This is a genomic window from Vreelandella halophila, from assembly GCF_019903425.1.
Lineage (GTDB): Bacteria > Pseudomonadota > Gammaproteobacteria > Pseudomonadales > Oleiphilaceae > Halospina > Halospina halophila.
Window position 1 is genome coordinate 210,148 of record NZ_JACHUZ010000012.1, and the last position, 26,120, is coordinate 236,267.

Genomic DNA, 26,120 nt, shown 5'->3' on the forward strand with positions numbered 1-26,120 from the left:
GAATCAGCGTTTCTTCGCTTTCTTGTCGGCAGCATGCCCGCGGAACGTTCGTGTCGCGGCAAACTCGCCAAGTTTATGGCCAACCATTTCCTCAGTGATCATTACCGGCACATGCTGCCGGCCGTTATGCACTGCAATGGTCAGCCCTACCATCTCCGGAAACACCGTGGAGCGGCGCGACCAGGTCTTGATCGGCTTACGGCTGTTGTTTTCCAGAGCTGCCTCAACCTTCTTCAGCAGATGCAGGTCTATAAAAGGACCTTTCTTCAGAGAACGTGGCACAGCTTCTTCCCCTAAACGTTATTTCTTGGCCGAACGACGACGTACGATCATCTTGTCAGTACGCTTGTTCTTACGAGTCTTATGTCCTTTGGTCGGAATCCCCCAGGGTGTAACCGGGTGACGTCCGCCAGAGGTACGCCCTTCACCACCGCCATGCGGATGGTCAATTGGGTTCATAGCAACACCGCGTACTGTTGGCCGCTTGCCACGCCAACGTGTTGCACCCGCCTTGCCGGATTGCTTGAGACTGTGCTCGCTGTTGGAAACTTCCCCCAGCGTGGCACGGCACTCAGCCGGCACCTTTCGCATCTCGCCCGAACGCAGCCGAATGGTTGCGTAACTACCTTCACGTGCGACGAGCTGGACTGATGAACCGGCGCTGCGCGCGATCTGGGCACCCTTTCCGGGCTTGAGCTCAATGCAATGGATCACCGAACCCAGAGGGATGTTACGCAGAGGCAGAGTGCTACCGGCCCGGATCGGTGCATCGATCCCGGACTGAACGCGGTCGCCCTGCTTGAGCCCCTTGGGTGCGATAATGTACCGCCGTTCGCCATCCTGGTACTTGACCAGTGCGAGATGGGCGGAACGGTTGGGATCGTATTCCAGGCGTTCTACCTGGCCGGGAATACCATCCTTGTTGCGCTTGAAATCAATATGACGGTAATGGCGCTTATGGCCACCGCCGATATGACGGGACGTGATCCGGCCGTTGTTGTTGCGCCCCCCCGTCTTGCTGAGCTTGGTCACCAGTGGCGCGTAGGGCGCACCCCCGTGAAGGTCAGGATTACGGACCTTGATGAGGTGGCGACGACCGGGTGACGTCGGTTTGGTTTTCTCAATCGACATGTCTGTAACCCCTCAACCTATTCCACGTCCATGAAGTCAATATCCTGACCATCAGCCAGGCGTACATACGCCTTGCGAAGATCGTCACGCTTACCCATGCCATGGATTGTGCGCTTGTTCTTGCCCTTGCGGTTGCTGACCTGGACCTTGGTCACGTCCACATTGAACAGCTGCTCTACCGCCTTGCGGATCTCAGGCTTGGTCGCATCAGGAGCCACCTTGAACACGACCTGGCCCTGATCGCCAACCATGGTCGCTTTCTCAGAGACCAGCGGGCCGAGCAGAACCTTGTAAATTCGCTCCTGATTCATCCCAGCATCTCCTCAAACTTCTTGAGCGCATCCACTGTAACCACCACATGGTTGTGCGCTACGAGACTCACCGGATCCACGCCCCGGACATCGGATACCGCCACGTTGGGGATATTGCGCGATGCCAGCTCGAGATTCCGCTCAACAGAGTCGGAAACAATCAGCGCATTCTGCTGAACACCCAGTTCCTGGAGCTTGGCACTGAACACCTTGGTACGCGGCTGGTCAGGAGTAATGGAGTCCACAACCACCAGACGCTCCTGACGAACCAACTCGGAAAGAATCGAGCGCAGCGCGCCGCGATACATCTTCCGGTTAACCTTCTGCGAATAATCGCGCGGACGAGCCGCGAAGGTCGTACCGCCACCACGCCAGATCGGGCTGCGGATGGTGCCGGCACGGGCACGACCTGTGCCCTTCTGCCGCCAGGGCTTCTTGCCACCGCCGCTGACCTCGGAGCGCGTCTTCTGCTTGGCGCTGCCCTGACGACCTGCCGCCAGATAGGCGGTTACGACCTGGTGCACCAGCGATTCGTTGAATTCTTTACCAAAAGCGGCATCAGATACCTGAACACCGTTACCGCTTCCTGTCACTGTCAATTCCATCACGCCACCCCTTAGGCTTTCACTGCGGGCTTGATGATCAGGTCACCGCCATTGGCGCCAGGGACGGGCCCTTTAACCAGCAGCAGATTCCGCTCGGCATCAACACGCACGATCTCGATGTTCTGACTGGTCACGCGCGCATTACCCATCTGACCGGACATCTTCTTGCCCTTGAATACACGGCCCGGAGACTGGCACTGACCGATAGAGCCAGGGGCGCGGTGTGCGAGCGAGTTACCGTGGGTCTTATCCTGGGTGGAGAAGTTCCAGCGCTTGACGGTACCAGCAAAGCCCTTGCCCTTTGACTGGCCGGTCACATCAATTGATTGACCGTCCTCGAACTGGGAAACATCAAGCTCGGAACCGGGCTGCAGCTCTCCGTCCTCTGACTGGTCTTCCAGCCGGAACTCCCAGAGACTGCGCCCTGCTTCGACGCCATTCTTCGCGAAATGACCCGCTTCCGGCTTGGTAATCCGGTTCGCGCGGCGCGTACCGGTCGTTACCTGAACCGCACGATAGCCGTCCCGCTCGGGCGTCTTGATTTCGGTAATACGGTTGGCATCAACCTGAATCACCGTGACGGGGATGGAGTTACCCTCGTCGGTAAAAATACGAGTCATACCGGCCTTGCGGCCGACAACACCAATCGCCATTGTTCACCTCTTAGTGTACGGGGCTTCAACCCTCTATGGCCTGAAAGACAGTTACACTCTGAGGGGTTAACTCGGGGGTTAACCCAGGCTGATCTGCACGTCCACTCCGGCGGCGAGATCGAGCTTCATCAGAGCATCGACTGTCTTTTCGGTAGGCTCAACGATATCCAGAAGGCGCTTGTGCGTCCGGATCTCATACTGATCACGCGCGTCCTTATTGACGTGCGGCGAGATCAGAATGGTGTACTTCTCTTTCCGGGTCGGCAGAGGAATAGGACCCCGAACCTGAGCACCAGTCCGCTTTGCCGTATCGACAATTTCCTGGGTGGACTGATCGATCAGGCGGTAATCAAACGCCTTCAACCGGATTCTGATTTTTTGGCTCTGCATGTTGCACCAAACTCCAATCGTTGTTGGCAGCTCGTATAAGCCGACCCGTAAAAAGGATGCGTATTATAGGGCGCATACGCGACGGCGTCAACCTACGGACTGCTCCAGAGAATCCGTTACAGGGATGGACCCTGAAACCAAAAAAGGGGCTGCTCGGCGGCAGCCCCTTTTTCCAGGGCGAGGGACCGATTACTCGATAATCTTGGTCACCACGCCGGCGCCGACAGTCCGGCCGCCTTCGCGTACCGCAAAGCGCAGCCCGTCTTCCATCGCGATCGGCGCGATCAGTGTGGCTACCAGCTTCACGTTATCACCCGGCATCACCATCTCAACGCCTTCGGGCAGCTCACAGGTGCCGGTCACGTCCGTGGTCCGGAAGTAGAACTGCGGGCGATAGCCGGTGAAGAACGGCGTGTGGCGACCACCCTCGTCCTTGCTCAGGACGTAGATCTCGCCCTCGAACTTCGTGTGAGGCGTGATGCTGCCCGGCTTGGCCAGAACCTGGCCACGCTCAACGTCGTCACGCTTGGTGCCACGCAGCAGCGCGCCAATGTTCTCACCCGCACGACCTTCGTCGAGCATCTTGCGGAACATCTCAACACCGGTGCAAACGGTCTTCTGCGTCTCGCGCAGACCCACGATCTCCACCTCGGAGCCGGTCTTGACCACACCGCGCTCAACACGGCCGGTGACAACGGTACCGCGACCGGAGATCGAGAATACGTCCTCGATCGGCATCAGGAACGGCTGATCGATGGCGCGCTCGGGCTCGGGAATGTGCGCGTCCATTTCCTTGATCAGGTTCGCCACCGCGGTGGTGCCGTAGCCGTTGTCATCCTTTCCTTCCATCGCCATCAGCGCGGAGCCGGTCACGATCGGCGTGTCGTCGCCCGGGAAGTCGTATTCGTTGAGCAGCTCCCGCACTTCCATCTCAACCAGCTCGAGCAGCTCCTCATCATCGACCATGTCGGCCTTGTTGAGGAACACCACGATGTGCGGCACGCCAACCTGGCGTGACAGCAGGATGTGCTCGCGGGTCTGCGGCATGGGGCCGTCAGCGGCGGACACCACCAGGATCGCGCCGTCCATCTGCGCCGCGCCAGTGATCATGTTCTTCACATAGTCCGCGTGGCCGGGGCAGTCAACGTGCGCATAGTGGCGGCTCTCGGAGCCGTACTCCACGTGGGACGTGGCGATTGTGATTCCGCGGTTTTTCTCTTCCGGCGCGTTGTCGATCTGGTCAAACGCACGCGCCTCACCGCCGAACACTTCCGCGCTCACGCGCGTCAACGCCGCCGTCAGCGTCGTCTTGCCGTGGTCGACGTGACCAATGGTGCCCACGTTGATGTGCGGCTTATCTCTTTCGAATTTTTCCTTAGACACGATTCACCTCTTCGCTCTGTTCTGTCAGTTCAATCAGTTCTTGTTCATGATCTCTTGCGCGATGCTGGTCGGCGCTTCCCCGTAATTGTGGAACTCCATCACGTAAGAGGCGCGCCCCTGGGTCGCGGAACGCAGGTCCGTCGCATAGCCGAACATCTCGGAAAGCGGTACTTCAGCGCGGATCACCTTGCCGGCCGGAGTATCCTCCATGCCCTGGACCAGACCACGGCGACGGTTCAGGTCGCCAACAACGTCCCCCATGAACTCCTCGGGCGTCACAACCTCCACCTTCATGATGGGTTCAAGCAGCGCGGGCGACGCGTCCAGCGCACCCTGCTTCATCGCCATGGAACCGGCGACCTTGAACGCCATCTCGTTGGAGTCCACATCGTGATACGAGCCGTCAAACAGGGTCGCCTTAACACCGAGGATGGGATAGCCGGCGAGAACACCGGTCTGCATCTGCTGCTCGATACCCTGCTGTACGGCGGGAACGTATTCCTTGGGAACCACACCACCAACGATCTTGTTCTCGAACAGGAACGTGGGGGAATCCTCGTCATCCAGAGGCAGCGGCTCCAGTTTGATCCAGACATGGCCATACTGACCGCGACCACCCGACTGGCGGACAAACTTGCCTTCAACCTCGACCGGCTTGCGGATGCACTCACGGTAGGCCACCTGCGGCTTACCGATGTTTGCCTCAACCTTGAACTCGCGCTTGAGGCGGTCGACGATTACGTCGAGATGGAGCTCGCCCATGCCGGAGATGATGGTCTGACCGGATTCCTCGTCGGTATAGACGCGGAAGGACGGGTCCTCCTGGGCGAGCTTGCCCAGAGCCGTACCCATCTTCTCCTGTTCCGCCTTGGATTTGGGCTCAACCGCAACCGAGATAACCGGCTCCGGGAACTCCATGCGCTCCAGTTCGATCTTGCGTTTCTCATCGCACAGCGTGTCACCGGTAGTGATGTTCTTGAGGCCGATGGCGGCCGCAATGTCACCGGAGAACACTTCCTTGATCTCTTCCCGATCATTGGCGTGCATCTGGACCATCCGGCCCACACGCTCTTTCTTCTGCTTGCTGGCGTTGTAGATGGCGGTGCCGGTCTCCAGCTTGCCAGAGTAGACACGGAAGAAGGTCAGCGTGCCCATGAACGGGTCGGTTGCGATCTTGAACGCCAGAGCCGCAAACGGCGCATCGTCGTCGGCGGAACGCGTTTCCTCGGTGCCGTCCTCATCGACTACACCGGTAATCGCTCTGACCTCGTCCGGCGCTGGCAGGAATTCCAGCACGTTGTCGAGCAGTGCCTGGATACCCTTATTCTTGAAGGCAGAGCCACAGGTAGCCAGCACGATGTCGTTCTCCAGGCAGCGAGCACGGAGACCCTGCTTGATCTCATCATGGCTCAGCTCACCCTTTTCAAGGTAGGCATCCATGAGTTCCTCATTGGCCTCAGCAGCCGCCTCAACCATGGCTTCACGCGCAGCATCGGCTTCTGCCTTGAGTTCCTCAGGGATCTCAGTCTGCTCGTACGTCATCCCTTGGTCATGTTCATTCCAGTAGATCGCCTTCATGCGCATAAGGTCGATCACGCCCTGGAAGTTGTCCTCGGCCCCGATCGGTAGCTGGATCGGCACCGTGCTCGAGCCAAGCCGCTGGCGGATCTGGTCCACGACGCGGGAGAAATTGGCACCCGCGCGGTCCATCTTGTTAACGAACACCAGCCGTGGAACGTGGTATTTGTCCGCCTGGCGCCAGACCGTCTCGGACTGAGGCTCTACCCCAGAGGTACCGCAGAAAACCACGACAGCGCCGTCGAGCACCCTCAGCGAACGCTCCACCTCGATGGTGAAGTCCACGTGGCCAGGGGTGTCGATGATGTTGATCCGGTGCTCATCATACTGCTGGTCCATACCCCGCCAGAAGGCGGTTACGGCCGCAGAGGTAATGGTGATCCCGCGCTCCTGCTCCTGGGACATCCAGTCGGTAGTGGATGCACCATCGTGTGTCTCGCCCATCTTGTGGCTGCGACCAGTGTAATACAGGATCCGCTCGGTTGCGGTTGTCTTACCGGCGTCCACGTGGGCGCAGATGCCGATATTGCGGTAACGTTTGATCGGTGTTTTACGTGCCACGTCAGATACCTCGGTCGATTAGAAGCGGTAATGGGAGAAGGCTTTGTTGGCCTCGGCCATACGGTGCACATCTTCCCGTTTCTTGACCGCGGCACCCTTGCTGCCGGCCGCATCAAGGATCTCGCCCGCGAGCCGCTGCACCATGGACTTCTCGCCCCGCTTACGGGAGAAATCCACGAGCCAGCGCATGGCCAGTGCCACCTGGCGGGACGGCCTTACCTCAACCGGAACCTGGTAGGTCGCGCCACCAACACGGCGGGACTTCACCTCGACCATGGGCTGAATGTTCTCCAGAGCGCTCTCAAAGACTTCGAGCGGCTCCTGATTGGTCTTTTCCGCAACAATGTCCAACGCGCCGTACACGATGCGTTCGGCGACCGCTTTCTTGCCATGTTCCATCACATGGTTGATGAACTTCGCCAGGCGCTCACTGTTAAACTTCGGATCCGGGATGATTTCCCGCTTCGTTGCAATGCGTCTTCTTGGCATCGATAAGCCCTCATGTAAAAGTTGTCAGGTCTTCAGGTTGCTCCGGAATGATGCGCGCACTCGCGCCACCCGGCCTTACTCTTATCGGCACCGACGACCCGTAGCAACCGGCTGCCGGCGATAAAAGAAAGCCTGCTGAATCACTGCTGTTGAAACCAAAATCCCGATCAGGACTTCGGGCGCTTGGTACCGTACTTGGAACGGCCCTTGCGACGATCCTGCACTCCCTGGGTGTCAAGCGTGCCGCGAACGGTGTGATAGCGCACACCCGGCAGGTCCTTGACCCGGCCACCACGAATGAGGACCACACTGTGCTCCTGCAGGTTGTGGCCTTCACCACCGATGTAGGATGCCACCTCGTAGCCGTTTGTCAGCCGCACACGGCAGACCTTCCGAAGGGCCGAGTTCGGCTTCTTCGGGGTCGTGGTGTAGACACGGGTGCAGACGCCCCGACGCTGCGGGCAGGCCTGCAGCGCCGGTACGTCGGTCTTAGCAGCCCGGCGCTTACGCGGCTTTCGAACCAACTGGTTAATGGTTGCCATCTAGACTAACTCCGGTTTTCAGACGGTTTCGCCCTTTATGGGCGTTTCAGCGAGGGGCGCAAGTTTAAGTGCGCGCCCCTTTCCAGTCAAGATAACTGGTTACTTATTGAGCTCCGCGCTCAGTGCCTCGACAACATCGTCGGCGCTGACCTGCTGCTCAGCATCCTCGCGGCGCCGGCGGCGCTCCTCGTGGTACGCCAGACCGGTACCCGCCGGGATCAGGCGACCCACAACGACGTTCTCCTTGAGACCGCGCAGGTAATCGCGCTTGCCGGTAACCGCCCCTTCGGTGAGTACCCGCGTGGTCTCCTGGAAGGAGGCCGCGGAGATGAAGGAGTCGGTGGCCAGCGAAGCCTTGGTGATCCCGAGGAGTTCACGCTGGAACGTCGCCGGTTGCTTGTCTTCGGCCTCCATGCGCTCGTTCTCCTCCATGACGTGGGTGTACTCAACTTGGTCACCGGCGATGAAACGCGTGTCACCGGAATCAACAATTTCGACTTTGCGCAGCATCTGCCGACAGATCACCTCGATGTGCTTGTCGTTCAGGCCTACACCCTGCAGACGGTACACATCCTGGATCTCGTTCGTGATGTATTTAGCCAGCTCGGTAATACCCAACAGCCGCAGGATGTCGTGCGGGTTGGACGGGCCATCGGAGATAACCTCGCCCTGCTCCACGGTCTCCCCTTCGAAGACGTTGAGCTGACGCCATTTCGGAATCAGTGTCTCGTAGGGATCGCCATCCTTCGGTGTGATCACAAGGCGTTTCTTGCCCTTGGTTTCCTTACCGAAGGAAACCACGCCACTGACCTCGGCCAGAATGGCCGGATCCTTGGGTTTGCGTGCCTCGAAGAGGTCCGCGACACGCGGCAGACCGCCGGTGATGTCGCGTGTACCCGTGGTTTCCTGCGGGATCCGGGCAATGACGTCGCCCATCTCCATGGTGTCGCCTTCACGCAGCGTGACCAGTGCACTGGCCGGCAGCGAATAATGCGCCGGCGAACCACCCGCCAGGGTGACCGGTTCCCCGCTTTCGTCCACCACTTCGACCGCCGGCCGCAGATCTTTACCGGATGCCGGGCGATCGTTGGGGTCCATCACCTCGATCGTCGACAACCCGGTGAGCTCGTCGGTCTGGGTGCGGACCGTGATGTTCTCCTCGATGTTCAGCAGGCGTACCTTGCCCTCGGCTTCCGCGATAACGGGGTGCGTGTGGGGATCCCACTTCGCCGCCACGGTACCGGCGTCAACCTGCGCGCCTTCGCTCACCTCAAGAACGGCGCCGTAGGGCAGCTTGTACCACTCACGCTCACGCCCGTGCTCGTCGGCAATCGCCAGCGCGGAGGAACGGGTAACCACCACCTGGGTGCCATCACTCTTCTCGATGGACTTCAGGTTGTGCAGGCGGACCTTGCCACCGTGCTTGACCTGAATGTTGTCCGTGGCGGAGGCACGACTTGCAGCACCACCGATGTGGAAGGTCCTCATCGTAAGCTGGGTACCCGGCTCGCCGATTGACTGGGCGCCCATGACGCCAACGGCTTCGCCCACGTTCACCTGGTGCCCGCGCGCCAGATCACGACCGTAGCACTTGGAGCAGATACCATAACGGGTATGGCAGGTGATCGCAGAGCGCACCCAGACCTCATCGACACCGGCACGTTCGACTTTCTCGACAAGCTTCTCGTCGAGCAGTGTCCCTGCCTCAACCACCGGGGTTTTCTTGTCGCCAGGCGTAAACACGTCCTTGGCGGTCACACGGCCAAGGACCCGATCGCCCAACGGCACGACCACGTCACCACCTTCGACCAGTGGCGTCATCAGGATGCCGTCATCGGTGTCGCAGTCTTCCTCGGTCACCACCAGATCCTGGGAGACGTCCACCAGACGGCGGGTCAGGTAACCGGAGTTGGCCGTCTTCAGGGCCGTATCCGCCAGACCCTTACGTGCACCGTGGGTCGAGATGAAGTACTGAAGTACGTTCAGGCCCTCACGGAAGTTCGCGGTGATCGGCGTCTCGATGATCGAGCCATCCGGCTTGGCCATCAGGCCGCGCATACCGGAAAGCTGCCGGATCTGTGCGGGAGAGCCCCGGGCGCCGGAGTCGGCCATGATGTAGACCGAGTTGAACGACTCCTGGGTCAGTTCCTCACCGTTTTCGTCAGTCGCCACCTCGCCTTCAGGAGTGATGACCTGCTCCTTGCTCAGGCGGTCCATCATGGCGTTGGAAACCTGGTCGTTGGCCCGCGCCCAGATGTCGATCACCTTGTTGTACTTCTCGCCCTGTGTCAGAAGGCCGGAACCGAACTGCTGCTCGATCTCCATGACCTCGGACTCAGCTTCCTCGATCAGGGTGTACTTTTCCTGCGGTACCTCAAAGTCGTTGACGCCGATGGAACAGCCGGAAACAGTGGAGTAATGGAAGCCGGTGTACATCAGCTGGTCGGCAAAGACCACGGTTTCCTTCAGACCCACCTCGCGATAGCACGCGTTGATCAGCTTCGAGATCTGCTTCTTGGCCATGGCCTGGTTGACCAGACTGAAAGGCAGGCCTTCGGGCGTGATGTTGTACAGCATCGCCCGGCCGACAGTGGTGTCCTGAATGCTGGTCTGGACGTGGCGTTCCCCCGTCTCGTCATCGAGGTCCACCTCGGTGACCCGCACACGGACCTTCGCCTGGAGATCCACCTCGCCGGCACCGAAGGCGCGCTCGACTTCGTCCAGATCCGCGAAGATCCGGCCTTCACCAGCGGCACGCAGACGCTCACGGGTCATGTAGTACAGACCCAGAACCACGTCCTGCGAGGGAACGATGATGGGCTCGCCGTTCGCCGGCGACAGGACGTTGTTCGTGGACATCATCAACGCCCGCGCCTCGAGCTGGGATTCCAGCGTCAGCGGCAGGTGCACCGCCATCTGGTCACCGTCGAAGTCCGCGTTATAGGGCGCGCAGACCAGCGGATGCAGCTGGATCGCCTTGCCCTCGATCAGAACCGGTTCAAACGCCTGGATGCCAAGACGGTGCAGCGTCGGCGCCCGGTTCAGAAGGACCGGATGCTCGCGGATGACCTCTTCCAGGATGTCCCAGACCAGGCCTTCCTCGCGCTCGACCATCTTCTTGGCCGCCTTGATGGTGGTGGCGTGCCCGCGATGCTCGAGCTTGGAGAAGATGAAGGGCTTGAACAGCTCCAGCGCCATCTTCTTCGGGATGCCGCACTGGTGCAGCTTCAGGTAGGGACCCACCACGATCACGGAACGGCCGGAATAGTCCACACGCTTGCCTAGCAGGTTCTGCCGGAAGCGGCCCTGCTTGCCCTTGATCATGTCCGCGAGGGACTTGAGCGGGCGCTTGTTGGACCCGGTGATCGCCCGGCCGCGACGGCCGTTGTCCAGCAGCGCGTCCACGGACTCCTGCAGCATGCGCTTCTCGTTGCGCACGATGATGTCCGGCGCGTTCAGCTCAAGCAGGCGCTTGAGACGATTGTTGCGATTGATCACCCGACGATAAAGATCGTTCAGGTCGGAGGTCGCGAAACGACCGCCGTCCAGCGGAACCAGCGGGCGCAGGTCCGGTGGCAACACCGGCAGCACTTCCATGATCATCCACTGCGGGTTGTTCCCGGAGTAGTAGAACGCCTCCATCAGCTTCAGGCGCTTGGAGAGCTTCTTGATCTTGGTCTCGGAGGCGGTCTGCGGGATAGCCTCGCGCAGCTGATCAATCTCTTCGCCCAGATCGATATCGCCCAGCATCTCTTTTACGGCTTCGGCGCCCATGCGGGCGTCGAACTCGTCACCGAATTCCTCGAGCGCCTCGTAATACTGCTCATCGTTGAGCAGCTGGCCACGTTCCAGCGTGGTCATGCCCGGCTCGATGACGATGAAGGATTCAAAGTACAGCACACGCTCGATATCCCGCAGGGTCATATCCAGCAGAAGACCGATGCGCGACGGCAGGGACTTCAGGAACCAGATGTGAGCCACCGGGCTTGCCAGCTCGATATGGCCCATGCGTTCGCGGCGAACGCTTGCCAGGGCGACCTCGACACCACACTTCTCACAGATCACACCACGGTGCTTGAGGCGCTTGTACTTGCCGCACAGGCACTCGTAGTCCTTGACCGGCCCGAAGATCTTGGCGCAGAACAGCCCGTCGCGTTCCGGCTTGAACGTCCGGTAGTTGATCGTTTCCGGTTTCTTGACTTCCCCAAAGGACCAGGAACGGATCATTTCCGGAGAAGCGAGGCCAATCCGGATGGAATCGAATTCCTGTTTCTGATTCTGGTTCTTCAGCAGGTTGAGCAGGTCTTTCATAATATTGGCTCCGGAGCGTTAATCACTGGCGGTGGCGCTGTGCCACCACCGTCGCTGCCAAACAGGTTTCGGATCAGTCCATCTCGAGGTCGATGTCGAGGCCGAGAGACCGGATTTCCTTGACCAGAACATTGAAGGATTCGGGCATGCCCGGCTCCATACGATGGTCACCATCGACAATGTTCTTGTACATCTTGGTGCGGCCGTTCACGTCGTCGGACTTGACGGTCAGCATCTCCTGCAGGGTATAGGCGGCGCCATAGGCCTCCAGGGCCCAGACCTCCATCTCCCCGAAGCGCTGGCCACCGAACTGCGCCTTGCCGCCCAGCGGCTGCTGGGTCACCAGACTGTAGGAACCGGTCGCACGGGCGTGCATCTTGTCCTCAACCAGATGGTTGAGCTTGAGCATGTACATGTAACCCACGGTCACCGGCCGGTCGAAACCGTCACCTGTGCGGCCGTCGAACAGCTTGATCTGGCCGCTGGTGTCCATGTCTGCAAGCTCGAGCATCTTCTTGATCTCGGCCTCATTGGCACCATCAAACACCGCTGTGCCCATGGGCACGCCACCACGGAGGTTGTTCGCCATGGTGAGGATCTCGTCGTCACTCAGTTCGTCGAGCTTGACTTCCGGCGTGTCGGTGCCGTTATAGACCTCGTCGAGGAACTTCCGGATCTCGCCCACTTTCTTCTGCTGTTCGAGCATGGTGTTGATCTTGTCGCCCAGCCCGCGTGCAGCCGCGCCCAGGTGGGTCTCAAGTACCTGCCCGACGTTCATCCGGGAGGGGACACCCAGCGGGTTCAGAACCACATCAACCGGCTCGCCCTGCTCGTCAAACGGCATGTCTTCAGTCGGCATGATTGCGGAAATCACGCCCTTGTTACCGTGACGGCCGGCCATCTTGTCACCCGCCTGGATGCGACTCTTGACCGCCATATAGACCTTCACGATCTTGAGTACGCCCGGGGCAAGGTCATCGCCCTGCTGGATCTTCTCCTTCTTGACCTCAAAGCGCTGCTCCTGATCCTGGCGCCGCTCCTCGAGCTGCTCCTGCGCACGCTCCAGCAGGTCATTCAGGGAATCGTCCTGCATGCGCAGCTTGAACCATTGATCGGAGCTGAGCTGGGTGAGGTAGTCCGCGCTCAGCGTATCGCCTTTCTTCACCCCGGGGCCGCTGATGACCGTCTGGCCTTCCAGCGCACTGGTCAGACGCTCAAAAGTGGCGGTCTCAACGATGCGGTACTCTTCCTTCAGGTCCTTGCGGAAGGCATTGAGCTCATCCTGCTCGATGGACAGCGCGCGCTGGTCCTTCTCGACGCCGTCACGGGTAAAGACCTGGACGTCGATAACGGTACCGCGCTTGCCCGTGGGCATCCGCAGCGAGGTGTCCTTCACGTCGGATGCCTTCTCGCCAAAGATGGCGCGCAGCAGCTTTTCCTCCGGCGTGAGCTGGGTCTCGCCCTTGGGTGTCACCTTGCCGACCAGGATATCGCCGGCATCCACCTCGGCACCGATGTACACAATGCCGGATTCGTCGAGCTTGGAAAGCGCCTGCTCACCCACGTTCGGAATATCCGCGCTGATCTCCTCGGAGCCCAGCTTGGTATCCCGGGCCACACAGGTAAGCTCCTGGATATGGATGGTGGTCAGGCGGTCTTCCTGGGCCACACGCTCGGAAATGAGGATGGAGTCCTCGAAGTTGTAGCCGTTCCACGGCATGAAGGCGATGCGCATGTTCTGGCCCAGCGCCAGCTCGCCCAGATCCACAGAGGGGCCGTCTGCCAGCGTATCGCCACGCTCAACCACATCACCACGGCTCACGATGGGCCGCTGGTTGCTGCAGGTGTTCTGGTTGGAACGGGTGTACTTGACGAGATTGTAGATGTCGACACCCGCGTCACCGGCACTGGTCTCGTCATCCCGAACACGGACAACAACACGGGAGGCGTCGACGCTTTCGATCACGCCGCCACGCTCAGCCGTGACACAGACACCGGAGTCCTTCGCCACGGTGCGCTCCATGCCGGTGCCCACAAGGGGCTTGTCCGCGCGCAGGGTGGGTACCGCCTGGCGCTGCATGTTGGAGCCCATCAGGGCGCGGTTCGCGTCGTCATGCTCCAGGAACGGAATCATCGCGGCGGCGACCGAAACCACCTGCCGCGGAGAGACGTCCATGAAGTTGACTTTCTCCGGCGGCATGACGGTGAACTCGTTCTTGTGCCGAACGGTTACGAGCTCGTCAGAGAGCTTGCCACCATCGTCCATTTTGGCGCTGGCCTGGGCGATGATGTAGTTACTCTCTTCAATTGCGGAGAGATAGACGATCTCGTCCGTGACCTGGCCATCAATGACCTTGCGGTACGGGCTTTCCAGGAAACCGTACTTGTTGGTCTGGGTATAGGTGGCCAGGGAGTTGATCAGGCCGATGTTCGGACCTTCCGGCGTCTCGATCGGGCAGACACGGCCATAGTGGGTCGGGTGAACGTCCCGCACCTCGAAGCCGGCACGCTCACGGGTCAGACCGCCCGGGCCAAGCGCCGAAACACGGCGCTTGTGCGTGACCTCGGACAGCGGGTTGTTCTGGTCCATAAACTGCGACAGCTGACTTGAGCCGAAGAACTCCTTGATCGCGGCGCCTACCGGCTTGGCATTGATCAGGTCCTGGGGCATCAGGCCTTCGCTCTCGGCGAGACTCAGGCGCTCGCGCACCGCGCGCTCGACCCGCACCAGGCCAACACGGAACTGGTTCTCGGCCATCTCACCGACACAGCGGATACGGCGGTTGCCCAGATTGTCGATGTCGTCTGTCTCACCCTTGCCGTTACGGATGTCCACGAGCGTACGCAGCACATCCACGATGTCCTGCTCATCCAGTACGCCGGAACCCTCCAGCTCCTCGCGCCCAAGACGGCGGTTGAGCTTCATGCGGCCAACGGCGGAGAGATCATAGCGCTCTTCAGAGAAGAACAGGTTGTTGAACAGCGTCTCGGCGGACTCCTTCGTCGGCGGTTCGCCCGGACGCATCATCCGGTAGATCTCGACCAGCGCTTCAAGCTGGTTGCGTGAGGGGTCAATCCGCAGCGTATCGGAAATGAAGGGCCCGCAGTCGAGGTCATTGGTATAGATGGTGTCGACCGTCTGGATGCCGGCTTCCTCAAGCTTCTCCAGATGATCCTCGGTGAGCTCGGTGTTGCACTCAACAATCACCTCGCCGGTGCTCTCATCCACGATGTCCCGTGCGACTACACGGCCATGGAGATAGGAGCGCGGGACCTCGAGCTCAGTAACACCCGCTTTCTCAAGCTGACGGATGTGACGGGCCGTGATTCGGCGGCCGCTCTCGACAATGACGCTGCCTTCTTTGTCCATGATGTCGAAGGTGGCGATATCGCCACGCAGCCGGCTGGGCACGAGCTCGAGCCGGCAGGACTCCTTGCCGAGCGTGAAGCGGCTGTTGTCGAAGAACAGCCCCAGAATCTGCTCGGAGGTGTAACCCAGTGCGCGCAGCAGAATAGTGGCCGGCAGTTTACGACGGCGGTCGATGCGCACGAATACCGAATCCCTGGGATCGAACTCGAAATCCAGCCAGGAACCACGATAGGGAATCACCCGGGCGGAATAGAGAAGCTTACCCGAGGAGTGGGTCTTGCCCTTGTCGTGATCAAAGAACACACCGGGCGAACGATGAAGCTGGGAGACAATCACCCGCTCAGTGCCGTTAACCACGAAGGTGCCGTTTTCAGTCATCAGGGGCATTTCGCCCATGTAGACTTCCTGTTCCTTGATGTCCTTTACGGCCTTGTTCGACGACTCCTTGTCATAGATGACCAGGCGCACTTTCACGCGAAGCGGTGCCGCGTAGGTCACCCCCCGAAGCTGACATTCCTTGACGTCAAATGCCGGCTCGCCGAGCCGATAGCTGACATACTCCAGTGCTGCATTCCCCGAGTAGCTGGTGATCGGGAAAACGGACTGAAACGCGGCATGCAAGCCCGTGTTCTTGCGATTGTCCGCGTCGGATTCAAGCTGCAGAAAGTCCCGGTAGGAGTCGATCTGCGTTGCAAGCAGAAACGGAACATCCATAACGGACGGCAACTTGCCAAACTCTTTGCGGATTCGCTTTTTCTCGGTGTAGGAGTAAGTCATCTGCATTCCCCAGCTTCGGACTCAATAACTGGTGTACCCGGACTGCGAACAGTCACCGGGATGGGTCCCGGGTCAAGCCCGGGCACCCGGATCCTGGATCCGGGTGACCTGCATATAACGCGAAAAGGCCGGCGGCATACGCCACCAGCCAAATCGCGGTTCAGCGCTCTCGACGGCTTTGGAAGCCGTTATTTGAGCTCAACAGTGGCGCCTGCTTCCTCAAGCTTCGCCTTGGCGTCGTCCGCCTCTTCCTTGCTGGCGCCTTCCTTGACGGTGCCCGGTGCGCCGTCAACCAGGGCTTTCGCTTCCTTCAGGCCGAGACCTGTCAGTTCGCGAACAACCTTGATGACGTTGACCTTCTTTTCACCACCGCCGGTCAGGACGATGTCGAATTCGGTCTGCTCTTCCGCAGCACCGCCTTCGTCACCACCACCAGCCGCAGCCGGAGCTGCTGCAACAGCAGCCTGAGCGGAAACGCCGAATTTCTCTTCCATCGCTTCCACGAGCTCAACTACTTCCATGACGCTCATTTCAGCGATTGCATTAAGGATATCGTCTTTAGACAGAGCCATGACTATTCTCCAGATTCAAAAATGATAAAAAACCAATCAGGCTGCTTCTTTCTTCTGGTCACGAACTGCAGCTACCGCGCGGGTAACCTTGGACGGAACCTCGTTGAAGGTCCGTGCCAGCTTGGTGATCGGAGCCTGGATTGTGCCCGCCAGCTGCGACAGCGCTTCGTCACGCGTCGGAAGCTTGGCCAGACGATCAATCTGCTCGCCACCCAGCAGCTCGCCACCTACGGCCAGTGCCTTGATTTCAAAGTTGTCGTTTTCCTTGGAAAAATCCTTGAGCAGGCGCGCAGCCGCACCCGGATCCTCCATGGAAAATGCAAACAGGGTCGGGCCGGCGAGGACCTCGCTCACGCACTCAAAGTCGGTTCCCTGGACAGCACGCTTGGCGAGTGTGTTACGAACCACCCGCAGATAAACGTTCTGTTCACGGGCCTTGGCGCGCAATGCGGTCATATCGCCGGAGTCCACACCCCGGTAGTCCGCAAGGACAACAGACAAAGCACCACTGGCAGCCTCGTTGACTTCGGCGACAATCGCCTTTTTGCCTTCGAGTTGGATTGCCACTGGTTTTACTCCTCAGGTTGTGCCGGCAGAACCGGCGATCAACTCACGCCCCTGAGGGCGCCCTTACGGTGTCTTTGTTCGGAGAGAACGTCTTACACCGTCTGCGCAGGCATTGCTTTAACCCCTGTACCGGATGGCTTCGGGGACCTGCGGTCTTTGACAGCCCGGCTCACGCCCAGACTACAAAGCTTGCGGCGGGCACCGCTTACGGCGCCCGGTATTCTGCAACCTGTCAGATGGACAGTGTTGACTGATCAATGGTAAGCCCTGGCCCCATGGTGGAGGACAGCGTCACCTTCTTGAGATAGATTCCCTTGGCCGTGGAGGGCTTGAGCTTCTTCAGATCACCCAGAAGCGCTTCCACGTTCTCGCGGATCGACTGGGCATCGAAACCGACGTTGCCAACGCCGCAGTGCACAATGCCCTTCTTGTCGGTCCGGAATCGCACCTGGCCGGCCTTGGCATTACCCACAGCGGTCTCCACGTCTGCGGTTACTGTGCCAACCTTGGGATTGGGCATCAGGCCGCGCGGGCCAAGGATCTGACCCAGCTGGCCGACAACGCGCATGGCGTCAGGCGTGGCGATGACCACGTCGAAGTTGAGGTCGCCGCCGCGGATCTGTTCCGCCAGATCATCCATACCGACCACATCGGCACCCGCCTCGGTGGCCTTGTCCGCGTTATCGCCCTGGGCAAAAACGGCAATACGCACGCTCTTGCCCGTGCCATTGGGAAGGACAGTGGAACCACGCACGACTTGGTCGGATTTCCGGGCATCAACGCCCAAATTCACAGCCAGGTCCACGGATTCCTGGAAATTCGTGTACTGATCAAGATCCTTCAGGATATCGACCGCCTCGTCCACGCTGTAGGCGCGGGTACGGTCAACCTTGTCGCGGATCAGCTTCTGGCGCTTGCTCAGTTTTGCCATCTCAGAGCCCCTCCACATTCAGGCCCATACTGCGTGCCGTGCCTGCAATGGTACGCACTGCAGCGTCCATATCAGCGGCCGTCAGATCAGGCTCTTTGGCTTTCACGATCTCTTCCAGCTGTTCCCGGGTAACCTTGCCCACCTTGTCGGTGTTGGGCTTACCCGAACCGGTAGAGATACCTGCAGCTTTCTTGAGCAGCACCGGCGCCGGCGGCGTCTTGGTGACGAAGGTGAAACTGCGGTCACTGTAGACCGTGATGACCACCGGAGTCGGCAGCCCGGGCTCCATGTCCTGCGTTTCGGCGTTGAACGCCTTGCAGAACTCCATGATATTCAGGCCGTGCTGACCCAGCGCCGGGCCCACGGGGGGACTCGGATTCGCCTTGCCCGCCGCGACCTGCAGCTTGATGTAAGCTTCGATTTTCTTAGCCACGATAACCTCCTGATGGGTTCAAACGCCTTTCTGGCTCCCCGTTGAGACAGAAAGGCACGTGGCACCTGACAGGCCCACGTGCCTTCCTCCGGATGGCCTTCAGTCCTTCTCGACCTGGCCAAATTCCAGTTCGACCGGCGTGGACCGGCCGAAGATCAGAACCGCAACTTTCACACGGCTCTTGTCGTAGTCGACTTCCTCGACCACGCCATTGAAGTCCGCAAACGGCCCCTCGATGACACGGACAATCTCGCCCGGCTCAAACAGCGTCTTGGGCTTGGGCTGCTCGGCGCCGGTCTCGACACGCTGAAGGATGGCATCCGCCTCCTTCTCACTGATCGGTGCCGGCTTGTCCGGCGTTCCGCCGATGAACCCCATCACCCTGGGCGTGCTCTTGACCAGATGCCAGGTCTCGTCAGTCATCTCCATCTGGACCAGCACATACCCTGGATAGAACTTGCGCTCGCTCTTGCGCTTTTTGCCCTCACGCATTTCAACGACCTCTTCGGTGGGCACAAGAATCTCACCGAAAAGGTCGTCCATGTTGTTGAGCTGCACCCGTTCCCTGAGGGACCGCATAACATGCTTTTCGAAGCCGGAGTAGGCGTGAATCACGTACCAGCGTTTCGCCATGTGCCGCTCTCTGTTAACCGATCAAACTTGAGACAATCCACGCCACCAGAGAATCCATCCCCCACAGGATCAATGCCACCAGCAGCACAAAGCCAAGCACAATGGCCGTTGTCTGAAGGAGCTCCTGACGGGTTGGCCAGACCACCTTGCGGATCTCGACCTTGGCTTCTCTCATAACCCGGGCCAGCTGACGCCCCTTTCCCGTCTGCAGCGCGACAGCACCGGCCACAAGCGCCAGCGCCACCAATGCCAGTGTACGGTAAAGAAGGGACTCGCCCCCGTAGTAATGGTTGCCGGCTACACCTGCCGCCACCAAAGCAACAACGACGACCCACTTTGCGGTGTCAAAGCGGGTCGTCGCCTCTCTGGAACTGGATTCCATAGGGTTCAACTTTGTGGGTGCCGAAATAAATGGCAGGCCAGGAGGGAATCGAACCCCCAACCTGCGGTTTTGGAGACCGCTGCTCTGCCAATTGAGCTACTGGCCTGCACCGAAACTTTGTATTACTCGATAATCTTGGTCACCACGCCGGCGCCGACAGTCCGGCCGCCTTCGCGTACCGCAAAGCGCAGCCCGTCTTCCATCGCGATCGGCGCGATCAGTGTGGCTACCAGCTTCACGTTATCACCCGGCATCACCATCTCAACGCCTTCGGGCAGCTCACAGGTGCCGGTCACGTCCGTGGTCCGGAAGTAGAACTGCGGGCGATAGCCGGTGAAGAACGGCGTGTGGCGACCACCCTCGTCCTTGCTCAGGACGTAGATCTCGCCCTCGAACTTCGTGTGAGGCGTGATGCTGCCCGGCTTGGCCAGAACCTGGCCACGCTCAACGTCGTCACGCTTGGTGCCACGCAGCAGCGCGCCAATGTTCTCACCCGCACGACCTTCGTCGAGCATCTTGCGGAACATCTCAACACCGGTGCAAACGGTCTTCTGCGTCTCGCGCAGACCCACGATCTCCACCTCGGAGCCGGTCTTGACCACACCGCGCTCAACACGGCCGGTGACAACGGTACCGCGACCGGAGATCGAGAATACGTCCTCGATCGGCATCAGGAACGGCTGATCGATGGCGCGCTCGGGCTCGGGAATGTGCGCGTCCATTTCCTTGATCAGGTTCGCCACCGCGGTGGTGCCGTAGCCGTTGTCATCCTTTCCTTCCATCGCCATCAGCGCGGAGCCGGTCACGATCGGCGTGTCGTCGCCCGGGAAGTCGTATTCGTTGAGCAGCTCCCGCACTTCCATCTCAACCAGCTCGAGCAGCTCCTCATCATCGACCATGTCGGCCTTGTTGAGGAACACCACGATGTGCGGCACGCCAACCTGGCGTGACAGCAGGATGTGCTCGCGGGTCTGCGGCATGGGGCCGTCAGCGGCGGACACCACCAGGATCGCGCCGTCCATCTGCGCCGCGCCAGTGATCATGTTCTTCACATAGTCCGCGTGGCCGGGGCAGTCAACGTGCGCATAGTGGCGGCTCTCGGAGCCGTACTCCACGTGGGACGTGGCGATTGTGATTCCGCGGTTTTTCTCTTCCGGCGCGTTGTCGATCTGGTCAAACGCACGCGCCTCACCGCCGAACACTTCCGCGCTCACGCGCGTCAACGCCGCCGTCAGCGTCGTCTTGCCGTGGTCGACGTGACCAATGGTGCCCACGTTGATGTGCGGCTTATCTCTTTCGAATTTTTCCTTAGACACTTGACCTATCTCCCGCGCCGTTGCCTTTCTTCGTTATGTTACAGCCAGCTTTCAGCCTTAGAACTGGAGCTCATGGGCGGACTTGAACCGCCGACCTCACCCTTACCAAGGGTGTGCTCTACCACTGAGCTACATGAGCCCTCGACAACCTGGAGCGGGTGGCGGGAATCGAACCCGCGTCATCAGCTTGGAAGGCTGAGGTAATAGCCACTATACGACACCCGCAAAATATGGTGGAGGGGGCAGGATTCGAACCTGCGAAGCTCTCGCGTCAGATTTACAGTCTGATCCCTTTGACCACTCGGGAACCCCTCCGTCTCGCAGACGACCCGCAGGCCGCCTACTTGAAAACGGTGCTGATCTGGAGCTGGTGGAGGGAATCGAACCCCCGACCTACTGATTACAAGTCAGTTGCTCTGCCTGCTGAGCTACACCAGCTCTGTATCGCCAATCAGCGAGGGCAGTATCCTAAGGATTTTGCGCCGGCTTTGCAACACCCTCGTCTGTTTCAATCGTCCTGATCGGTTCCACCCTCGGTATATTGGCCTCGGGTACATTGTTCTGCTCCGGCGGCGGGAGACGTTCAGCCAGCAGAAAGACCCCCAGATTGGCTAGAAAGAGTAATCCGAACAGAATCCGCACGCACACTCCCGTGTTTCAGCAGCTGCCACTGGTTTCGGCCATTACAGCATCCATGCCCAGAAATACGAGGTCAGGCTCCACAATCGGATCTTCCGGCATACCCGCAGCCGCTGCCACAGCATCACCACCGGTCAGGATAATGGTGCCACGCCCCTGCCAGTAATCTGCGCTCCGGGCCACCAGGGCCTGCATGAGCCAGACAATGCCGTGATGGACACACTCGGATGTTGTTACCCCGGGCGCAGAGCCAGCCCCATCGACGGAAGCCGGGCGAACGCCCGAAGTTCCCGCGCCAAGCGACTGCGCCATGAGTGCCCCGCCGGGAAGGATATAGCCTCCCTGATGATTGCCTGAAGCGTCTACATGGTCAACGGTGATGGCCGTTCCCGCATCGACAATCGTAATCGGCCCTTCCCAGCCCCTGTAGGCGCCAAGCATCGCCAGCCAGCGATCAACTCCCATCTGTGCGGGCTCACTATATGCATTGACCACACCACACTGTCGATGGGAAGTTGCAAACTCCATAACCCGCACGCCCCCTCCGGAGACCAGGCTTGCCTTCAGTTGCCGGGCCCGATCGCCTGCAACGGAGGCGAACTCCAGCTGCACCACTCCGCGTGAGTCCACGCCTTCAATGCCGTCAGCGCCAATCGCCTCCCATGCCTGATCACCCCGCGCGATGACCGTGCGGTCTGCATTGAGACACCGCCAATGGACCCGCGAATTGCCCGCATCAACCTGCAGAATCAATCGGGACCTCCAGGCTCACTTCTCCGGCATTCAGGAGCATAACCTCGCCATCCGCAGTCCGGAGCCGCAGCTGCCCGGACGAGTCAATGCCATCGCCGATACCCCGGCAGTCCCTGCCCCTTACGGCCACCTGCCGCCCCCGCAGAACATCATAGTGCGCCCACTCATCGGGAATGGCCGGATCCGGACCAAAACCGAGATCCGCCAGTGATGTCAGAATCCCCTCGATCAATGCAGCAGCAAGACGATTGCGGCCCCCCTCTGGCACCTGCCCCTCCCGTGCCAGGGAGGTCCACGGCTGATCAATCGCGGTTTCCGGCGCCGTCATATAGACGTTCAGGCCCAGACCGATCACCAGCCGCAGCTCATCTTGGGCGGAGCCCTGAAGTTCCGTAAGGATGCCTGCTACCTTGCGGCCATTGAGCCACAGATCGTTGGGCCATTTAATCCCCAGCCCGTCTATGCCAAGCCCCGACAGGGCCTGGACCGCGCCCAGGCCGGCCCTGAGGGTCACACCCTGAACCGCAGCGGGCCCGGCATCGGTTTCCAGGCCGACGCTGAGATAAAGGTTGCGCGCAAAGGGGCTGACCCAGCTCCGCCCACGGCGACCGCGACCCTGCAACTGCTGCTCCGTGAGACAGATACGGGGAACTCCGGAATAACCGGAATGGCCCATCAGGAGGGTGTTCGTTGATTCAACGACCGGCTCAAGAATGAGCTCGGGCTGAGGGTCCTGACCGGCCAGGGCCAGTTCGATGGACTCCCGGGAGAGCAAGTCCAGCGGTTCAGCCAGCCGGTACCCCTTGCCCCGCACGGACTCCACGTCCAGGCCGATCTCTTCAAGCCGACGCAGCTGCTTCCAGACGGCCGTCCGGGTAACACCCAGCTGCTCCGCCAGTTCATTTCCGGAATGGAGCTGGCCATCGGCCAGCAGATGGATCAGAGGGTAGGGATGCATGTGGTCTCCTTGCCTGATCCGGCTAAGGTAACCAACACAGCAGGGGAAAGGAACACCTCAGGGGATGGGCGTGGCGTTCAGGTTGGATTCCATATCCATGTTCTGGATGCTGACACCCTGCAGGGCTGTCGCCGAGGAGCTGTTGCCGCTCCCATCGTTGTGGACAAGATCCACACTGCCCACATTGAGCTCCCTGAACCGTGTGTGCGTGTTTACATGGAAGCTCGGTTGCAACCCATCCGCGGAGTCCGCTTCACGGATGTCGACCGTCAGCTCCGTTTGGACACCGAACTCATTGTTCCCCGAACCCAGTCCATCGGAAGTGTGGATGTTGTCGAGCACCAGCTGCATTCCGGTTCCGTTCTCAGCATTGCCGTCGGCATCCGTGGTCCGGCCAGTCTCCCACAGGAAGCGGTTCCGCTTATCACCCACTGCCTCGATGAAGATGCTTGTGAGTGCCAGCCTGAGCCCTTCCTGCCCTTCCGGCCCCGTAATCACCATCTCATTGTCCTGGCCGTAGCGCTGCCAGACGATGCGCCCGAAACTGGCGCCGTCTTCCGCATCGCCTACGCGCAGATTGCCCACATCCATGGTGCTCCATGCCTCTCCCTGCATGACACGGAGACCATTCTCCACCACGTCGAGCGTCATATCCCGGATGTGCCCCTCGTAGGACAGATCGTCCGCCCAGACGCCCTGACCGGACTCCTCGGTCAGGGACCCGATACGGCCATCCTCGATAAACAGATCCGAGTTGATGGTGACTCCGTCGCCATTGGGACCGCCCGGAGTCAACGTGTACTGCCCATCCATGTTCCCGAACTCAAAGGAACGAAAAACGCCCAGAGCGCTCAGAAGCTCCGCACCCGCCTGCATTTCAGCGCCTTCCGCGGAGCCCTCGGACCCGACACGGATCCCATCCATGCGGTAGCCGCCGGAAATCCCGTCAAAACCAACCCGGAGCCCTTTGTAGAACTGGGTACTCCCGAGCTCCTCATTGCCCGTCACGTTGACGGTCACATCGCCGCGCCCCCAGGACTGTATCCCGTCAAAAAGCACCGAGTTACCATCAGTCGACCAGGTCAGCCCGGCGTCCGCGAGACTCCATTCAGAGGCGAAGCGCATTCCTTCATCGCCTGCATCCGGGTGCCCGCCAGCCATCACGTAGACCTGATTACCAAAAGCATCACCGTTGATCGTCTGATTCTGGTAGAGCCAGCTCAGGTTCACCGAGCCGACACTGCGTCCACCATCCCGGGTTCCGGCATCAACACCCAGCCGGATATCATCGATACTGAGATTACCTTCGGCACTGGAGCCGTCGCCGTTCAGGGTAAAGGCCAGTCCCTGGCGGCTTTCCTCCGTGAAATCCTCCCCTACCTCAATACGCAGATCCTGGACTGAGGAGCTGCCGGTCACACCACTGAACTCAACGCCATAACCGTTGGTCTTATAGAGGAAATTGCCGGTGTTGAGAGTCGTATCGGCATTGATCCGGATGCCTTCCAGGCCCTGACGGCCACCTCCCCCGCTGATCTCAAACTCGGAGACAAAATCCTGATCGATCTCGAAACCACCCATGCTGGGGCGACTGCTCTGGTCACCCCGAACCGGTGTTTCGCCCTCTGCGTACCGGATCGCCGCTATATCCAGATACAGGTCAGTCGGTGCAACATAGTGGATGACCCCGTTCTGAACATCCAGCGTGTGATCCGAGGCATTGATGAACATGGTCACGTCATCAAGAAAAAGCTGATGCCCATTGGTCTGGTAGCCAAAACGCGAGTCCAGCACCGAGAAGAAGGAGTTGAAGGTATACCCCTCCTCTGAAAGCGCCCCGCCCGGCGTAATCCGAAACCAGCCGCTCATGTCGCGATCCATCCAGAAGGAACCCATGCTTCGGGCGCCACTGTCATCCAGCGAGACTCCCCCCACGGATACACGCTCGTCCTGAATATCGAGCCCGATCTCAAGGCTGCCGTCGCTCAGAAGGTCCAGCTCATAGTCCCTTCTCGCCCGTCCATCGGGATCGGACGCTGACCCGACACGGATGTCCTCCAGATGTATACCGCTGTCATTGGTGAAGTAACTGAAACGATCCATGGAGGCTTTGTGGGCCATTTCGACGGTAGCGCCCGCCTGCCCCTGAACACCGGCCAGTTCCGCATCGTCCATGGCTTCCATGGCATACACCTGACCGGTTGCCACGTAGAGCGCCACACCTGCTACAGAGAACCAGCGATGGGGTACCGGTTTCGTCATGGGTCAGGGCTCCGTCGGGAAGATCAATGCATTGCCGTCCATGGTCACGTCACCGCCAATGTCCACATTCAGGCGATCCACCTGGCGAAAATCGCTATCGCCGGGGCGAGCGGTTGAGCTTGTTGCCATGGTGTAGCTGAAATCCGTAAAGCGGGCAGTGTCCGGAAGGCCGATCTCAATCACCTCCCGGTTGAAATCCGCTGCGTCGGACCCGAACCCGGTATCCTCTCCGGTAATCAGGCGGGTGGCCAGCGTCAGCCCCATGAACTCGAAAGTCCCCTGCAGATCGTCCAGCACAATCCAGCCACCGCCCTGATTAAGCTGTGCGGCAACCCTGGCCCCACAGCGCTCGCCCTCGCCGCAGTCAAACCCGACAGCCTCCCCTTTCAGAGGGCCACCGGACTCATTGAAGGTCACATCCCCGGAAAGTGACATACCGCCATACTGCCCGCTGACGCCTGATAGGTCCTGGTCACTCATCGACTCCATCTCGGCAGCAGCGTTAGCGGCAAGGCCGAATGCCACCAGAGCTGCAAGTACGACGTCGCGCACGCCATCCCCCTGAATCGCCAT

The 26,120-nt window shown here is 60.0% G+C and carries 23 protein-coding genes and 5 tRNA genes; all 28 read right to left on the reverse strand.

Annotated elements, in window-relative coordinates:
• Window positions 1–3: 3 nt before the first annotated feature.
• The 28 genes from rpsS to H4I92_RS03620 all read right to left on the reverse strand — a co-directional run bounded on the left by rpsS (window position 4) and on the right by H4I92_RS03620 (window position 26,120).
• Entirely contained in the window at window positions 4–282 is a 279-nt protein-coding gene (rpsS, locus tag H4I92_RS03485; protein ID WP_077529285.1) for a 30S ribosomal protein S19, read from the reverse strand.
• 18 nt (window positions 283–300) lie between these two features.
• Window positions 301–1,131: a 50S ribosomal protein L2 gene (gene rplB / locus H4I92_RS03490; protein ID WP_077529286.1), complete on the reverse strand. Its 831-nt coding sequence runs from the start codon at window positions 1,129–1,131 to the stop codon at window positions 301–303.
• Window positions 1,132–1,148: 17 nt separating this feature from the next.
• Window positions 1,149–1,442, reverse strand: a complete 294-nt coding sequence (gene rplW / locus H4I92_RS03495) for a 50S ribosomal protein L23 (RefSeq protein ID WP_077529287.1) — start codon at window positions 1,440–1,442, stop codon at window positions 1,149–1,151.
• Window positions 1,439–2,047, reverse strand: a complete 609-nt coding sequence (gene rplD, locus H4I92_RS03500; protein ID WP_077529288.1) for a 50S ribosomal protein L4 — start codon at window positions 2,045–2,047, stop codon at window positions 1,439–1,441. Before rplD ends, rplW begins: the two co-directional genes overlap by 4 nt.
• Before the next feature lie 11 nt (window positions 2,048–2,058).
• On the reverse strand, window positions 2,059–2,700 hold the full coding sequence (gene rplC, locus H4I92_RS03505) for a 50S ribosomal protein L3 (protein WP_077529289.1): 642 nt from the start codon (window positions 2,698–2,700) through the stop codon (window positions 2,059–2,061).
• A gap of 78 nt (window positions 2,701–2,778) precedes the next feature.
• The gene (rpsJ, locus tag H4I92_RS03510) at window positions 2,779–3,090 is read right to left on the reverse strand and encodes a 30S ribosomal protein S10 (RefSeq protein WP_077529290.1); all 312 of its coding nucleotides are present in this window, start codon (window positions 3,088–3,090) and stop codon (window positions 2,779–2,781) included.
• A 189-nt stretch (window positions 3,091–3,279) separates the two neighbouring features.
• Window positions 3,280–4,473, reverse strand: coding sequence for an elongation factor Tu (gene tuf, locus H4I92_RS03515; RefSeq protein WP_077528630.1), 1,194 nt, complete (start codon window positions 4,471–4,473; stop codon window positions 3,280–3,282).
• Between the two features lie 33 nt (window positions 4,474–4,506).
• On the reverse strand, window positions 4,507–6,612 hold the full coding sequence (gene fusA / locus H4I92_RS03520; protein ID WP_077529291.1) for an elongation factor G: 2,106 nt from the start codon (window positions 6,610–6,612) through the stop codon (window positions 4,507–4,509).
• A gap of 18 nt (window positions 6,613–6,630) precedes the next feature.
• Window positions 6,631–7,101, reverse strand: coding sequence for a 30S ribosomal protein S7 (gene rpsG, locus H4I92_RS03525; protein ID WP_077529292.1), 471 nt, complete (start codon window positions 7,099–7,101; stop codon window positions 6,631–6,633).
• A 167-nt stretch (window positions 7,102–7,268) separates the two neighbouring features.
• Entirely contained in the window at window positions 7,269–7,643 is a 375-nt protein-coding gene (gene rpsL, locus H4I92_RS03530; RefSeq protein ID WP_077529293.1) for a 30S ribosomal protein S12, read from the reverse strand.
• Window positions 7,644–7,742: 99 nt separating this feature from the next.
• Window positions 7,743–11,954 (reverse strand): DNA-directed RNA polymerase subunit beta', encoded by a 4,212-nt coding sequence (gene rpoC / locus H4I92_RS03535; RefSeq protein ID WP_077529294.1) that lies wholly within the window; start codon window positions 11,952–11,954, stop codon window positions 7,743–7,745.
• Between the two features lie 73 nt (window positions 11,955–12,027).
• Window positions 12,028–16,101, reverse strand: a complete 4,074-nt coding sequence (rpoB, locus tag H4I92_RS03540; RefSeq protein WP_077529410.1) for a DNA-directed RNA polymerase subunit beta — start codon at window positions 16,099–16,101, stop codon at window positions 12,028–12,030.
• Window positions 16,102–16,289: 188 nt separating this feature from the next.
• Window positions 16,290–16,673, reverse strand: a complete 384-nt coding sequence (gene rplL / locus H4I92_RS03545) for a 50S ribosomal protein L7/L12 (protein ID WP_077529295.1) — start codon at window positions 16,671–16,673, stop codon at window positions 16,290–16,292.
• Window positions 16,674–16,709: 36 nt separating this feature from the next.
• Window positions 16,710–17,240 (reverse strand): 50S ribosomal protein L10, encoded by a 531-nt coding sequence (gene rplJ, locus H4I92_RS03550; RefSeq protein WP_077529296.1) that lies wholly within the window; start codon window positions 17,238–17,240, stop codon window positions 16,710–16,712.
• A 232-nt stretch (window positions 17,241–17,472) separates the two neighbouring features.
• Window positions 17,473–18,171 (reverse strand): 50S ribosomal protein L1, encoded by a 699-nt coding sequence (gene rplA, locus H4I92_RS03555; protein WP_077529297.1) that lies wholly within the window; start codon window positions 18,169–18,171, stop codon window positions 17,473–17,475.
• A gap of 1 nt (window position 18,172) precedes the next feature.
• Complete coding sequence (gene rplK, locus H4I92_RS03560) at window positions 18,173–18,604, reverse strand: 50S ribosomal protein L11 (RefSeq protein WP_077529298.1); 432 nt, start codon at window positions 18,602–18,604, stop codon at window positions 18,173–18,175.
• A 99-nt stretch (window positions 18,605–18,703) separates the two neighbouring features.
• Window positions 18,704–19,237 carry a transcription termination/antitermination protein NusG gene (nusG, locus tag H4I92_RS03565; RefSeq protein WP_077529299.1) on the reverse strand — a complete coding sequence of 178 codons (534 nt, stop codon included), beginning with the start codon at window positions 19,235–19,237 and terminating at the stop codon, window positions 18,704–18,706.
• A 13-nt stretch (window positions 19,238–19,250) separates the two neighbouring features.
• Window positions 19,251–19,619: a preprotein translocase subunit SecE gene (gene secE, locus H4I92_RS03570; protein ID WP_077529300.1), complete on the reverse strand. Its 369-nt coding sequence runs from the start codon at window positions 19,617–19,619 to the stop codon at window positions 19,251–19,253.
• 30 nt (window positions 19,620–19,649) lie between these two features.
• Window positions 19,650–19,725, reverse strand: a tRNA-Trp gene (locus H4I92_RS03575).
• Window positions 19,726–19,741: 16 nt separating this feature from the next.
• A complete protein-coding gene (tuf, locus tag H4I92_RS03580; protein WP_077528630.1) occupies window positions 19,742–20,935 on the reverse strand; it encodes an elongation factor Tu in 1,194 nt (397 codons plus the stop codon).
• A gap of 64 nt (window positions 20,936–20,999) precedes the next feature.
• Window positions 21,000–21,074: transfer RNA gene (locus H4I92_RS03585), tRNA-Thr, on the reverse strand.
• 11 nt (window positions 21,075–21,085) lie between these two features.
• Window positions 21,086–21,160 (reverse strand) — tRNA-Gly (locus H4I92_RS03590).
• A gap of 6 nt (window positions 21,161–21,166) precedes the next feature.
• A tRNA-Tyr gene (locus tag H4I92_RS03595) sits at window positions 21,167–21,250 on the reverse strand.
• A gap of 47 nt (window positions 21,251–21,297) precedes the next feature.
• Window positions 21,298–21,373, reverse strand: a tRNA-Thr gene (locus H4I92_RS03600).
• Between the two features lie 219 nt (window positions 21,374–21,592).
• Entirely contained in the window at window positions 21,593–22,327 is a 735-nt protein-coding gene (locus H4I92_RS03605; RefSeq protein ID WP_077529301.1) for a type III pantothenate kinase, read from the reverse strand.
• On the reverse strand, window positions 22,311–23,285 hold the full coding sequence (locus H4I92_RS03610; RefSeq protein WP_077529302.1) for a biotin--[acetyl-CoA-carboxylase] ligase: 975 nt from the start codon (window positions 23,283–23,285) through the stop codon (window positions 22,311–22,313). Before H4I92_RS03610 ends, H4I92_RS03605 begins: the two co-directional genes overlap by 17 nt.
• 57 nt (window positions 23,286–23,342) lie before the next feature.
• Window positions 23,343–25,547, reverse strand: a complete 2,205-nt coding sequence (locus H4I92_RS03615) for a DUF6160 family protein (protein ID WP_077529303.1) — start codon at window positions 25,545–25,547, stop codon at window positions 23,343–23,345.
• 3 nt (window positions 25,548–25,550) lie between these two features.
• Window positions 25,551–26,120 carry a hypothetical protein gene (locus H4I92_RS03620; protein ID WP_218668129.1) on the reverse strand — a complete coding sequence of 190 codons (570 nt, stop codon included), beginning with the start codon at window positions 26,118–26,120 and terminating at the stop codon, window positions 25,551–25,553.

Excerpts from the sequence above, each read along its gene's own strand:
- rplL (WP_077529295.1), bottom strand. The coding sequence starts at position 16,673 with ATGGCTCTGTCTAAAGACGATATCCTTAATGCAATCGCTGAAATGAGC.
- rpsJ (WP_077529290.1), bottom strand. The coding sequence starts at position 3,090 with ATGCAGAGCCAAAAAATCAGAATCCGGTTGAAGGCGTTTGATTACCGC.
- rpoC (WP_077529294.1), bottom strand. The coding sequence starts at position 11,954 with ATGAAAGACCTGCTCAACCTGCTGAAGAACCAGAATCAGAAACAGGAA.
- rpsL (WP_077529293.1), bottom strand. The coding sequence starts at position 7,643 with ATGGCAACCATTAACCAGTTGGTTCGAAAGCCGCGTAAGCGCCGGGCT.
- rpoB (WP_077529410.1), bottom strand. The coding sequence starts at position 16,101 with ATGACTTACTCCTACACCGAGAAAAAGCGAATCCGCAAAGAGTTTGGC.
- rplC (WP_077529289.1), bottom strand. The coding sequence starts at position 2,700 with ATGGCGATTGGTGTTGTCGGCCGCAAGGCCGGTATGACTCGTATTTTT.
- rplW (WP_077529287.1), bottom strand. The coding sequence starts at position 1,442 with ATGAATCAGGAGCGAATTTACAAGGTTCTGCTCGGCCCGCTGGTCTCT.
- H4I92_RS03610 (WP_077529302.1), bottom strand. The coding sequence starts at position 23,285 with ATGCATCCCTACCCTCTGATCCATCTGCTGGCCGATGGCCAGCTCCAT.
- H4I92_RS03615 (WP_077529303.1), bottom strand. The coding sequence starts at position 25,547 with ATGACGAAACCGGTACCCCATCGCTGGTTCTCTGTAGCAGGTGTGGCG.
- H4I92_RS03620 (WP_218668129.1), bottom strand. The coding sequence starts at position 26,120 with ATGGCGATTCAGGGGGATGGCGTGCGCGACGTCGTACTTGCAGCTCTG.
- rpsG (WP_077529292.1), bottom strand. The coding sequence starts at position 7,101 with ATGCCAAGAAGACGCATTGCAACGAAGCGGGAAATCATCCCGGATCCG.
- rplB (WP_077529286.1), bottom strand. The coding sequence starts at position 1,131 with ATGTCGATTGAGAAAACCAAACCGACGTCACCCGGTCGTCGCCACCTC.
- rplD (WP_077529288.1), bottom strand. The coding sequence starts at position 2,047 with ATGGAATTGACAGTGACAGGAAGCGGTAACGGTGTTCAGGTATCTGAT.
- rplA (WP_077529297.1), bottom strand. The coding sequence starts at position 18,171 with ATGGCAAAACTGAGCAAGCGCCAGAAGCTGATCCGCGACAAGGTTGAC.
- secE (WP_077529300.1), bottom strand. The coding sequence starts at position 19,619 with ATGGAATCCAGTTCCAGAGAGGCGACGACCCGCTTTGACACCGCAAAG.
- nusG (WP_077529299.1), bottom strand. The coding sequence starts at position 19,237 with ATGGCGAAACGCTGGTACGTGATTCACGCCTACTCCGGCTTCGAAAAG.